This is a genomic window from Microvirga vignae (genome assembly GCF_001017175.1).
Lineage (GTDB): Bacteria > Pseudomonadota > Alphaproteobacteria > Rhizobiales > Beijerinckiaceae > Microvirga > Microvirga vignae.
On sequence record NZ_LCYG01000037.1, the window covers coordinates 34,274 to 47,136 of the forward strand.

Below are 12,863 nucleotides of genomic sequence, written 5' to 3' on the forward strand. Positions count from 1 at the left end.
AACGCCGGGCTTTTTGCCCGGCGTTCCTTTTTGTCTGGACTTCCCGATTAGGGCTTCGGAGCGGCTTGAGCGCTCGGAGCCGCGGCGCCACCGCCCTGGCTCTGAAGCATCTTCTGGCGCATCTCTTCGCTCTTCTTCTGGAGTTCTTCCTGCAGCTTCTTCTGCTGCTCCTCGAGCACTTTCGGGTCGATCGGAGGACCGTCAAAGGCTTTGCCGAAGCCGGCAGCCGGAACGGCGAACGTGATCTCGCGGCCAACCTGATTCTGAACGCTGACGTTCAGGTTAGCACCCTTCTTGAAGGAGGCGATGAAGTCGTCCTTCACCTGGGCCTCGGCGAAGCAGCCGTTGGGCAGGCACATCACGTAGCGGCCGGGGATCGCTTGACCCTGGTCGACGGCGAACCGCAGACCGGGCTGCAGGAGCAGGCCGAGCGGCATCACGAAGCGGACGACCTTCTGCGGCTGCTGGCCCTTCACGTCATAGACGGCAAGAGCGAGAACCGGCTGGCCCTGATCCGACACGAAGTCGCGGGTGGTGTAGCAGATCTCGGTGTTGGTGTTCTGGTCCTTACCGCAGACCTTGGTCCATTCCGGCTGAGAAGGCTCAGCCTTCACCTGGACGACCGTAGGACCGGACTGCTGCTGAGCAGGCTGGCCCTGCGCAGGAGCAGGAGCAGGAGCCGCAGGCTTGGCCGGCTGAGCGGCAGGAGCCGCAGGCTTCGGCTGAGCCTGAGCGAAAGCGGGTGCGCTGGCGAGAAGGGCCAAGGCGGTCGCCAGGCCACGGGTGCCCCCCAAGCTCGCGATGCGTTTCGCGAATGACATGTCGTTAGATCCTCTTCAGTCGAAAGGTCGGCTCTTGAATCGGCCGATGGTATCCGGCGTTCTTAAACCTGCAATGGAACGGTGAATCTTTGCCGATTGCGGCGAAGACATGACCTGTGGCGCTCCTTTAACCTTTCGTGTGCTAGGTTTCCAGTCACCTCGGGCAGATTCCTGTACAATATTGCCCGCCGAATTGCCACCAAGCGCCATTACGCAGCAGGAGCGCCATGAGCTGCAATCTTATAAGGATTTTTCGCCTGCTTGCCACCCTTGCCCTGGCGAGTTTTGGGCTGATGGTCGCAGCAAAGGCGGAAACACTGCGGCATGGCATCGCCATGCACGGCGAGCCCGCGCTGCCGGCGGATTTCACTCACCTGCCCTATGCCAACCCTGATGCGCCCAAAGGGGGGCGAATCACGCTGGCCATCCAGGGCACCTTCGACAGTCTCAATCCCTTTATCGTTCTTGGCGTCGCCCCGCCGGCCGTTCCGACTTACGTGGTCCAGAGCCTGATGATGCGCTCCCAGGACGAGCCGTTCACGGTTTATGGCTTGGTTGCCCGCTCGGCCGAGATGCCCGAGGATCGCAGCTCCGTGACCTTCAATCTCGATTCGCGGGCACGTTTCTCGGATGGGCATCCGCTGACTGCCGAGGATGTCCGCTTCACCTTCGAGCTTCTGAAAAAGCACGGCAAACCCTTTTACCGCTCAAGCTTCGGGCAGGCAAAGACCGTCGTCGTCGAGAACCCCCACCGGATCAAGTTCGACCTCTCGGGCTCCAACGATCGGGAGTTGCCGCTGCTGATTGCGATGATGCCGATCTTCCCGGCCCATGCGACCAACCCGGATACCTTCGCCAACACCACCCTCACCCCTCCGATCGGGTCCGGCCCCTATGCCATCACCGAGGTGCGGCCCGGTGAGCGCGTGGTCCTGAAGCGCCGCAAGGATTTTTGGGCCGAAGACCTGCCGATTCTGCGCGGGCTCTATAACTTCGACGAGATCCGCTATGATCTCTACCGCGACGCCAACACCATGTTCGAGGCGTTCAAGGCCGGACTCTACGACTACAGGCTGGAAGGTGACCCGACCCGATGGGCCTCGGGATATGACTTCCCCGGCATCCGGAGCGGGCGGATCGTCCGCGAGACGATCCCTATCCAGCTCCCCAAGGGCATGAACGGCTTCGTGTTCAACACTCGCCGCGCCATCTTCGCCGATGTCAGGGTGCGGGAAGCCTTAGGGTACATGTTCGATTTCGATTGGCTGAATCGAAATCTTTTCTATGGCCTGCTCAAAAGGTCCGACAGCTTTTTCGCAGGCTCCGAACTCTCTTCGACGGGCCGGCCCGCCACGACACGCGAACGTGAGCTTCTCGCCCCATTCCCAGGTGCTGTCCGTGAGGACATTCGCGAAGGGCGTTGGGCTCCGCCCGTTGCCGATGGATCGGGGCGGGACCGGGAGACGGCTCGCCAGGCCCTGACCCTGCTCTCCGAAGCAGGCTGGGTTCTCGAGAACAATATTCTGCGTCACAAGGATACCGGAGAGCCCTTTGCCTTCGAGATGCTGGTGAATTCGCGCCAACAGGAGCGCCTGGCCCTGAATTATGCGCAGACACTTGAGCGGATCGGACTCAGCGTGAAGGTGCGCCTGGTGGACGACGTTCAGTACTGGCGCCGCATTTCCCGGTTCGAGTACGACATGATCCAATGGGTCTGGCCGGCATCCGCTTCTCCAGGAAACGAGCAGCGCAATCGTTGGGGATCCGCAGCGGCTAAGAGGGATGGTTCCTTCAACTACTCAGGAGCTACCTCTCCCGCCATCGACCGCATGGTCGATGCTCTGCTGGAGGCGAAAAGCCGGGAGGAGTTCGTCTCGGCCGTGCGTGCACTCGATCGCGTTCTGCTCTCGGGCTTTTATGTCGTTCCACTCTTCTACGTGGGCGATCAATGGCTTGCCTATGACAGCACCCTGAAGAAACCGGACCGAACAGGCCTTTTTGGGTCCTATATCGATGTCTGGTGGCGCAACTGAACTAACTCTTCCGGGGTCATGGCTACGCCGACTGTTACGCTTCCGTTCAGCCAGCCGATGCAACTAATCTCCTGCTTTGTTCGTTGAGCGATGTGTCTCCTGTCTCAATAAACGCGTTTTGACGCAAGGGTGTTGCAATGAACGGAATGCAGAAGGTACTCGTCGTTGACAACGGCGAGCGCGCTCCTGACAGCGCTCTTTCGGCTGAGCTCGCAGGCATGGGATACGCAAGCGTCACAACCCCTTTCGAGGCCGCTGACGATGTTCTGGCGCTCATTCCGAGCCCTGCTGCCGTCGTGCTGCAGATGCCTCTGCATGCCAATGGGTCCGAACGACGCCGGTTCCTGGAACTCGCCACGCGCCTGCGTAAGACTTTGGCCGCGAGCCGCACGCCCGTTATCGTTACGGGCGGTGTGAGCGGTGCCGCCACGATGCTCCAACACGAACTTACGACTCGTGCTGTAGCAGCAGCGGAACTTTAAATTCTCAACATCCGATCAGGCCGCCTTCTTCTCTGCAATCCGCACCAGATCGCGCAGGATGATGGTCGAAGCCTTGATGCGTTCGTCCGGCGTTTCCACATCCCGCACGAACACGATCTTCATGTCCGGACGCACCTTCGCGAACGAGGCTTGCTCGGTGACGTAAGAGATGAGGCCCGTCGGATTGGCGAAGGAATTGTCGCGGAAGGAGATGATGATGCCCTTCGGACCGCCATCCACCTTCTCCACGTTGGCGCGGCGGCACAGGACCTTGATCGCCATGATCTTGAGAAGCTGATCGACCTCGGACGGAACGGGTCCGAAGCGGTCGACGAGTTCCGCCCGGAATCCTTGGATTTCCGCATCCGTCTCAAAGGTCGAAAGGCGACGATAGAGACCCAGACGCAGTTGCAGGTCGGCGATGTAGCTCTCGGGAATCATCACCGGCGCGCCCACCGAGATCGTCGGCGACCATTGATCCTCAGCGGGCTCTTCGATACCTGCCTTCAATTGTGCAACGGCCTCCTCCAGCATCTGCTGATAAAGCTCGTAGCCCACTTCCTTGATATGGCCGGACTGCTCTTCACCGAGCAGGTTGCCCGCGCCGCGAATGTCGAGATCGTGCGAGGCAAGCTGGAAGCCTGCGCCCAAGGTGTCGAGCGTCTGCAGCACCTTCAGACGACGCTCTGCCTGAGTCGTGAGATTCTTGTTGGCAGGCACTGTGAACAGGGCATAGGCACGCGTCTTCGAGCGGCCCACGCGTCCGCGCAGCTGATAGAGCTGCGACAGGCCGAACATATCGGCGCGATGCACGATGAGCGTATTGGCGGTGGGAATATCGAGACCAGACTCGACGATGGTGGTGGAGAGCAGGATGTCGTACTTGCCCTCGTAGAAGGCGGTCATGACATCCTCCAACTGGCCCGCCGCCATCTGACCGTGGGCCACCGCCACCTTCGCCTCCGGCACTTCCTTGTCGAGGAAGGCCTTCACCTCACCGAGATCGTCGAGACGCGGCACCACATAGAACGCCTGCCCACCCCTGTAGCGCTCGCGTAGCAGCGCTTCGCGGATGAGAAGCGGATCGAATGGTGTGATGAAGGTGCGCACCGCCAGGCGATCCACCGGCGGCGTGGTGATGAGCGACAGTTCGCGCACACCTGTGAGGGCCAATTGCAGGGTTCGCGGAATGGGCGTTGCGGAGAGCGTCAGCACATGCACTTCCGCACGCAGTTCCTTCAGGCGCTCCTTGTGGCTCACGCCGAAATGCTGCTCCTCGTCCACGATGATGAGGCCGAGGTCCTTGAACTTGATCGACTTGCCCAGCACCGCATGGGTGCCGATGACGATGTCGACTGATCCGTTCGCCAATCCTTCCTTCGTCTTCTTCAGTTCGCCAGAGGGCACGAAGCGGGATGCCTGCGCGATACTGAGCGGCAGGCCACGGAAGCGTTCGCAGAACGTCTTGTAATGCTGACGCGAAAGCAGCGTCGTCGGCACCACCACCGCAATCTGTTTGCCGCTCATGGCCGCGACGAAAGCGGCGCGTAGCGCGACCTCGGTCTTGCCGAAACCCACGTCACCGCAGACGAGGCGATCCATAGGACGGCCCGAGGCCATGTCGTCGAGAACCGCCTCGATGGCGTTGAGCTGGTCTTCGGTCTCATCATAGGGGAAACGCGCGGCAAACTCGTCATAGAGCCCTTCCGGCGGGATCATGCGCGGCGCTTCCTTCAGGATACGCGCCGCCGCGATCTTCATGAGCGCGCCCGCCATCTCGCGGATGCGCTGCTTCATGCGGGCTTTACGCGCCTGCCAGGCGCCGCCACCAAGCTTGTCGAGCTGAATTTCTGTCTCTTCCGAGCCGTAGCGGGTCAGAAGCTCGATGTTCTCGACCGGCAGGAACAGGCGGTCGCCACCGGCATAATGCAGCTCAAGGCAATCGTGAGGCGCGCCTGCGGCCTCGATGGTCTTCAAGCCTTCAAAACGGCCGATGCCGTGATCCACGTGAACCACGAGATCGCCAGGCGTGAGCGCAGCCACTTCAGTGAGAAAATCCTGCGGACGCTTGGACTTGCGCTTCTGGCGCACGAGACGGTCGCCGAGAATGTCCTGCTCGCTGATGACAGTCAGATCGCCTGTCTCGAACCCATGCTCCAGCGGCCAGATGCCGACCGGGATCTCGTTGCGTGGATAGGCCATGGACTCCGAGAACCGACCAATCGGCTTCGTCTGCCTCAGGTCATGATCCTGCAGCACATGGCACAGGCGCTCGCGCGAGCCATCAGACCACGCGCCGAGAATGACACGGCGGCCTTGTGCCTGCTGATCGCGGATGTGGCGCACCACGGCCTCGAATACATTCGCGCTTTCATCGGCACGCTCAGCGATGAAATTGCGCCCCTGTCGTGCGCCGCAATCGACCACGAGGCGCCCGCCTTCCGATTCCGGAACGGCAAAGGGCGTAAGCCGAGCCAGCGGCAGCGCAGCGGTGCGCTCCGCCCATTCCTCCGGCTTGAGATAGAGCTGGTCGGGCGGCAAGGGACGATAGGGCGCGACGCCGGGCTGATTCAGCCCCATGTTCTCACGACGAGCGTCGTAGTAATCCTTCACCTGCGACAGGCGCTCGGCGGCCGCGTCGTCATCCAGCGGATCGAACACGACGGGAATGCCGGGCACATAATCGAGCAATGTGTCGAGATGATCGTGGAAGAGCGGCAGCCAGTGCTCGAGGCCTGGATAGCGCCGCCCCTCGCTGATCGCCTCGTAGAGCCGGTCGTCGCGGGTCGGCGCGCCGAACATGGACACATAGGCCTGCCGGAAACGCTTGATGCTCTCGGTGGTTAACTGCACCTCGCTCATCGGCACGAGGTCCAGTGAGCGAAGGGTGCCGACTGTGCGCTGGCTTTCGGGATCGAAGGAGCGGATCGATTCCAGCGCATCGCCGAAGAAGTCGAGGCGCACCGGATTTGGAAGGCCTGCGGGATAGAGATCGATGATGCCGCCGCGTACGGCATATTCGCCCGTATCGCGCACCGTGCCTGTGCGCATGAAGCCGTTGGTCTCGAGCCAGTTAATCAGCAGGGTCGTGTCCACCACGTTGCCAGGCGCGGCAGAGAAGGTTTCCGCCGCGATGCGGGCTCTCGGCGGCACGCGCTGCACAAGGGCGTTTACGGTGGTGGAGAGAATGCGAGGCTTGTCCTCGGAGGTCTTCGAACGAGCCAGCCGCGCCAGTGTCGTCATGCGCTGCGCCGTGATCGCGGCATTCGGCGAAACGCGGTCGTAGGGTTGGCAGTCCCACGCCGGAAAGGTGAGAACCTCGATCTCAGGTGCGATGAAACCGAGACTGTTGGCAAAGTTCTGCTGCCTCTGCCCGTCACGGGCCACATGGACCAGGACGGCGGGACCTTCCACATGCCCCGACAGTCCACGCGCGAGGTCGGCCACCGCCATCGCGTCGAAACCGTCCGGAACACTGGACAGCGTCAGGCCTTGGCCTTTTTTCAGGGCGTCGAGGGCGCGGGTCAGGGCAGATTTCATGGCAGCGTGTCAGGTCAACGGAAAGAGAACGCGGGCTTTTAGGCCCGGTTCGGCAGGATTCGGTAAAGAGCCGGGCTTCAGCCGTGAATTGGCGAGGTGTGGGTGTGGAATGCCTTCAACCGGCGGAACAGGGGCGTGTCGTAGTTCGAGGGCGTCTCGATCTCGCCGGTGATCCAGCCGAGCAAATCACGATCGGTTATCTCGATCAGATGCTCGAAATCGGCCAGCTCCTCCTCCGAGAGGTCGGCGATCTCGGCATCTGCAAAGCGGCCCATGATCAGGTCCATCTCGCGCATCCCCCGGTGCCAAGCACGGAAAAGGATCTGCCTGCGGCGAACATCGAGGTCGGCGCTGCTGCGTGTCGTCCCGCTCATGAAAATGCTCCGGTGAGAAAAGATAACGTCGCTTCAAAGCGGCTTGGCCGCTATATAACCATCTCACCTACACTTACCACCCGTTTGATGTCCTTGCGTCCTTCCATTCTCGATCCCTTGTTCGCTCCGGCAGCCGCCCTGCCCGGCGTCGGGCCGAAGATCGCGCCCCTCCTGGACCGCCTCCTGGGCGAGCCGGAAAAGCCTGCGCGCGTGGTCGATCTGCTGTTTCACCTGCCGAGCAGCGGCATTTCCTGGGAAATGAAAGGCTCCATTGCCGATGCGCCCGTGGGCGAGCCAGTCACTCTGTCCGTCACTGTGGTCGCGCACCGCCCGCCCCCGCCGGGCCGCCGCGCGCCTTACCGGATCCTGGTGGAGGATGAGACAGGGGATGTGTCGCTCGTCTTCTTCAACGGCCAGAAGGCGCACCTGGAAAAGCTCCTGCCCGTGGGCGAGCGCCGCTATGTCTCCGGTAAGATCGAACTCTGGGACGGCCGCCGCCAGATGGTGCACCCTGATCGAATTCTGGACGAGAGAGGCATCGAGAACCTGCCGGCAGTCGAGGCCGTCTACGGCCTGACCGAGGGCCTCTCATCCCGCATGGTCGGCAAGTATATCGCTGCGGCGCTGGAGCGCGTCCCGCACCTGCCCGAATGGCAGGATTCCGCTTGGCTCGACCGGAATGCCCTGCCCGATTTCCGAAAAGCCTTGCTCTCGTTGCATAGGCCCGACAGCGCATCGCAGCTTTCCGAAGAGGCGATTGCCAAATCCACGCCACGTCGCCGTCTCGCCTATGACGAACTCCTTGCCTCCCAATTGGCCCTCGCGCTGGTGAGAAGCCGCATGCGCCGCCTGCCGGGCCGGGTGAACGCGGGCGATGGACACCTCGTTGAAAAGCTGAAAAAAGCCCTGCCCTTCGGCCTCACGGCATCCCAAGCCCAGGCCGTCGAGGACATCCGCCGCGATCTCGTCTCTGACAAGAAGATGCTTCGACTGCTCCAGGGCGATGTGGGATCGGGCAAGACCGTTGTCGGTCTCCTCACCATGGCCAGTGCCATCGAGGCCGGCCGTCAGGCTGCCATGATGGCGCCGACGGAAATCCTGGCGCGCCAGCATTATGAGCGCCTTGCCCCCATGGCCGAGCAGGCCGGCCTCACCATTGCCCTTCTCACGGGGCGAGAGAAAGGCGCTGCCCGCAAAGCGGTGCTCGCCGGGCTTGCGGACGGCAGTATCCAGATCGCGGTGGGGACCCATGCGTTGTTCCAGGAAGGTGTCGCTTTCCAGGATCTCGGCGTCGCGGTGGTGGATGAGCAGCATCGCTTCGGCGTGCACCAGCGTCTCGCGCTGGGCTCTAAAGGCGAAGCCGTCGACATTCTCGTAATGACTGCGACGCCGATCCCGCGCACGCTGGCGCTCACCTATTTCGGCGACATGGACGTGTCGGTGCTGAGCGAGAAGCCGGCAGGCCGCAAACCCATTGCGACGAAGCTGATTTCCATCGACCGTCTCGACGAGGTGATCGGCGGCATCGGCCGTGCAATCGCCAATGGCGACCAGATCTATTGGGTCTGTCCGCTCGTGGGTGAATCCGAGACCGTCGATCTCGCTGCTGCCGAGGAACGCTTCGAAACGCTGAAGAGCTTCTTTGGCGATCAGGTCGGTCTCGTTCACGGCAAGATGGCGGGCAAGGACAAGGACGCCGCCATGGAGCGGTTCTCGAGTGGCGAAGCCAAGATTCTCGTCTCCACCACCGTGATAGAAGTGGGCGTCGACGTGCCCAATGCCACGATCATGGTGATTGAGCATGCCGAGCGCTTCGGCCTCGCGCAGCTCCATCAGCTGCGCGGGCGCATCGGACGCGGCTCGAAATCCTCAACCTGCCTTCTCGTCTACAAGGGCCCGCTCGGACAGGTCGCGCAAGCGCGGCTCGAGATGATGCGCCAGACAGAGGACGGCTTCCGCATCGCAGAAGAAGACCTGCGCCTTCGCGGCGAAGGCGAAGTCCTGGGCACCCGCCAATCGGGGACGCCCGGCTTCAAGCTGGCGCGTCTGGAGGTCGATGGCGACCTTCTCGCTGCCGCACGCGATGATGCGCGGCTGATCGTGGACAAAGATCCTGAGCTGATGAGCGAGCGTGGTCAGGCCCTGCGGACCATGCTCTATCTCTTCGAGCGCGATTCCGCGATCAAGCTGTTAAGAGCGGGGTAAATCCTCCTCGTCAGGCCCGGCCTTTTGCTTGGCCGGGCCTGACGGGAGTTAACCCTCATTCCACCGTCACGGACTTCGCGAGGTTTCGCGGCTGATCCACGTCTTTGCCCATGAAGACCGCCGTGTGATAAGCGAGCAGCTGGATCGGGATGGAGTTCACGATCGGCGCGACGATGGGATGCACGGAGGGCATCACGATCGTGGCCATGGTATCGAGGCCCGTTTCCAGAGCGCCCTTCTCATCGGTGATGAGAATGATACGGCCACCACGCGCCGCCACTTCCTGCATGTTCGAGACGGTCTTCTCGAAGATGTTGTCGTAAGGCGCAATGACAATGACCGGCATGGTCTCGTCGATGAGCGCGATAGGCCCGTGCTTCAGCTCGCCCGCCGCGTAGCCCTCGGCGTGAATGTAGGAGATTTCCTTGAGCTTCAGCGCGCCTTCCATGGCGAGCGGATAGGACGTTCCGCGCCCGAGATAGAGCACGTCCTTCGCCTTCGAGAGTTCGCGGGCCAGGATCTCGATCTGATGCTCGCGCTTCATGGCTTCGCTCATCTGGCCGGGAACGGCGATGAGCGCATCGACCAACTCCTTCTCCTCCTCGGCGCTCAACGTGCCGCGGGCACGGCCTGCCGCAATAGCGAGCGAGAGGAGAACCGTGAGCTGGCAGGTAAAGGCCTTGGTCGAAGCGACGCCTACCTCCACGCCAGCGAGAGTCTGCGCGATCACGGCGCTTTCACGAGCCATGGTGGAGGTCGGCACGTTCACGACCGAGAGCGTATGCTGCTTCTCGGCCGTGGCGTAGCGGAGCGATGCCAGGGTATCCGCCGTCTCGCCGGACTGTGAAACAAAGAGTGCAAGCTCGCCGGGCTCCAGAGGCGCTTCGCGGTAGCGGAACTCGGACGCCACGTCGATCTCGACCGGAATGCGCGCCAGACGTTCGAACCAATATTTCGAGACGAGACCGGCGAGATAGGCCGTGCCGCAGGCGGAAATGGAAATCCGCTTCAAAGTCTTGAAGTCGAAGGGCAACTGAACAGGAAGCTTGACCCGACCGGCCGTGAAATTCACGTAGTAGGCAAGCGTGCGCCCCACGACCTCCGGCTGCTCGTGGATTTCCTTGGCCATGAAATGCTTGTGATTGCCCTTGTCAGCCAGGAAGGAGCCGGCAGGAATCTTGTGGCGCACCCGCTGAACCATTGCGCCTGATGCGTCACGAATGTCGGCTCCTTTCCGACGCAGAATGGCCCAGTCACCATCCTCGAGATAGGCGATGTCGTCGGTGAACGGCGCGAGCGCCAGAGCATCGGAGCCCAGATACATCTCGCCCTCGCCATAGCCGATCGCGAGAGGCGCGCCGTGGCGGGCACCGATCAGCAGATCGTCCTCACCATGGAACAAGAAAGCGAGCGCAAAGGCACCGCGCAGGCGCGGCAGGGTAACGGCAACGGCCTCTATGGGCCCACGGCCTTGGCGCATTTCGTGGGTGACGAGCTGCGCGACGACCTCGGTATCGGTTTCCGTTTCGAAGCGAACGCCCTTGGCTTCCAATCCAGCCTTCAGCTCGCGGAAGTTCTCGATGATGCCGTTATGGACTACCGCCAGCTTGTCGGTCGCATGGGGATGGGCATTCGTCTCATTGGGCTTTCCGTGCGTCGCCCAGCGGGTGTGGCCGATGCCGATGACGCCGGAGAGCGGATTCTCGGAGAGCTTCGCTTCAAGATTACGGAGCTTCCCCTCTGCCCTGCGGCGGTCGAGGTGGCCATACTCCAACGTCGCCACGCCAGCCGAATCGTAACCCCGATATTCGAGCCTCTTCAGAGCCTCGACGATCTGAGGCGCGACAGGGGTGTTACCAACAATTCCGACGATTCCGCACATGCCCTGAGGCTTCCTTTTAGACGGTTAGTTTCATGTCAAGCTCGAGGCTTCCATACAGAGGATGCTGCGCTCATCGGAATCAACTTGCATGACAAATTATGACAGCTAATCCCTATTTTCCTTTAGCTGCCTTGGCTTTAGCACGGAATTCGACGGCCCAGCCCTCCTTCACGACCTGACGACCGCGCCCCAGAGCAAGGGCATCGGCAGGCACGCTTTCGGTGATCACGGAACCGGAACCGACAAAGGCTCCGTCGCCGATGATGACAGGTGCCACAAGCGATGAATTGGAGCCGACGAAGGCCCCCTCGCCGATCTCCGTACGGTACTTGTTGTAGCCGTCGTAATTGCAGGTGATCGTCCCCGCGCCGATATTGGCTTCGGCTCCAACACTGGCATCACCCAGATAGGTCAGGTGGCTGACTTTGGCGCCCGCACCCAGATCCGTGTTCTTGATCTCGACGAAATTGCCAACCTTGGCCTTGGGACCAATGGCAGCGCCAGGGCGCAACCGGGCGAAAGGCCCAATGCCGGCCCCGGACGCGATGCGTGCCCCTTCCAGATGGCTGAAGCTGTGAATGACGGCTCCCGGCTCCACGGTGACGCCCGGGCCAAAAACCACGTGCGGCTCGACAATCACATCCTGTCCGAGACTCGTGTCATAGCTCAGGAAAACCGTCTCTGGCGCAACAAGGGTCGCGCCTGCCGCCATTGCGGCCGAACGCAGACGTTTCTGGATCATACGCTCGGCATCTGCGAGCTGCGCCCGATCGTTGACGCCATGCACCTCTTCTTCCGGCACAACGGCGATAGCCGTGCGATGTCCGAGTTCGCGTGCGATTTCGACGATATCCGTCAGATAATACTCACCCTTGGCGTTGTCGTTGCCGACCTTGTCCAGAAGGGTCATGGCGAGATCGCCCTGGATCGCCATCAGGCCTCCATTGCAGAGGGTGATCGACCGTTCCGTTTCCGTCGCGTCCTTATGCTCCCGGATTGCGAGCAGCTGGCCGTCCGCCGTGATAAGGCGTCCATAGCCGGACGGATCCTTCGGCTCGAAGGCCATGACTACAACCGCTGCACCGCCTGCCAATGGCGCACGCAACTTGGCAAAGGTTTCCGTCCGGACGAGAGGGGTATCCCCGAATGCGATAATCACGTCGTCGGGTTTTTCCGCCAGAACCTCCCGGGCGCTGAGAACCGCATGCGCTGTTCCGAGCCGCTCCCGCTGCACGAAGATCCGGACATTCGGCAGGCTCTTGCGCGCCTCCTTCTCCACGTCTTCGCGGCCGGGACCGATGACCACGGCGGTCTTGGTCGCACCGGCCTCTGTCAGCACAGCCAGGACATGCCCGACCATGGAGCGGTTCGCTACCTGATGCAGCACCTTGGGCTTATCTGACTTCATCCGGGTGCCTTCCCCTGCAGCCAGAACAATGGCGAGGCAGCTCCGGGCGGTGGAAGTCATGGGAGAATCGCTCAACGTCATAAGGTTTCAATCCGGTAGGGGTTCTGCTGTGCTGCTA

At 61.8% G+C, this 12,863-nt stretch carries 8 protein-coding genes; 3 read left to right on the plus strand and 5 right to left on the minus strand.

What is annotated here, in order from left to right:
* Nucleotides 1-47: 47 nt before the first annotated feature.
* Entirely contained in the window at nt 48-821 is a 774-nt protein-coding gene (locus AA309_RS14865) for an invasion associated locus B family protein (RefSeq protein WP_052954741.1), read from the minus strand.
* A gap of 227 nt (nt 822-1,048) precedes the next feature.
* Here AA309_RS14865 and AA309_RS14870 point away from each other — a divergent pair, with 227 nt between their 5' ends.
* Entirely contained in the window at nt 1,049-2,854 is a 1,806-nt protein-coding gene (locus AA309_RS14870; protein ID WP_052954742.1) for an extracellular solute-binding protein, read from the plus strand.
* Nucleotides 2,855-2,991: 137 nt separating this feature from the next.
* A complete protein-coding gene (locus AA309_RS14875) occupies nt 2,992-3,336 on the plus strand; it encodes a hypothetical protein (protein ID WP_047189816.1) in 345 nt (114 codons plus the stop codon).
* Between the two features lie 15 nt (nt 3,337-3,351).
* On the opposite strand, the gene mfd is transcribed toward AA309_RS14875, so the two are convergent.
* Both mfd and AA309_RS14885 read right to left on the minus strand, forming a co-directional pair.
* The gene (mfd, locus tag AA309_RS14880) at nt 3,352-6,876 is read right to left on the minus strand and encodes a transcription-repair coupling factor (RefSeq protein WP_047189817.1); all 3,525 of its coding nucleotides are present in this window, start codon (nt 6,874-6,876) and stop codon (nt 3,352-3,354) included.
* 77 nt (nt 6,877-6,953) lie between these two features.
* Entirely contained in the window at nt 6,954-7,250 is a 297-nt protein-coding gene (locus AA309_RS14885; RefSeq protein ID WP_047189818.1) for an FAD assembly factor SdhE, read from the minus strand.
* Nucleotides 7,251-7,337: 87 nt separating this feature from the next.
* Between AA309_RS14885 and recG the strand changes: the two genes are divergently transcribed.
* Nucleotides 7,338-9,455 carry an ATP-dependent DNA helicase RecG gene (recG, locus tag AA309_RS14890; RefSeq protein ID WP_047189819.1) on the plus strand — a complete coding sequence of 706 codons (2,118 nt, stop codon included), beginning with the start codon at nt 7,338-7,340 and terminating at the stop codon, nt 9,453-9,455.
* Nucleotides 9,456-9,510: 55 nt separating this feature from the next.
* Here recG and glmS read toward each other — a convergent pair whose 3' ends face one another.
* Both glmS and glmU read right to left on the minus strand, forming a co-directional pair.
* Nucleotides 9,511-11,337: a glutamine--fructose-6-phosphate transaminase (isomerizing) gene (gene glmS / locus AA309_RS14895; RefSeq protein WP_047189820.1), complete on the minus strand. Its 1,827-nt coding sequence runs from the start codon at nt 11,335-11,337 to the stop codon at nt 9,511-9,513.
* Between the two features lie 112 nt (nt 11,338-11,449).
* Complete coding sequence (gene glmU, locus AA309_RS14900) at nt 11,450-12,805, minus strand: bifunctional UDP-N-acetylglucosamine diphosphorylase/glucosamine-1-phosphate N-acetyltransferase GlmU (RefSeq protein ID WP_425286884.1); 1,356 nt, start codon at nt 12,803-12,805, stop codon at nt 11,450-11,452.
* Nucleotides 12,806-12,863 lie beyond the last annotated feature (58 nt).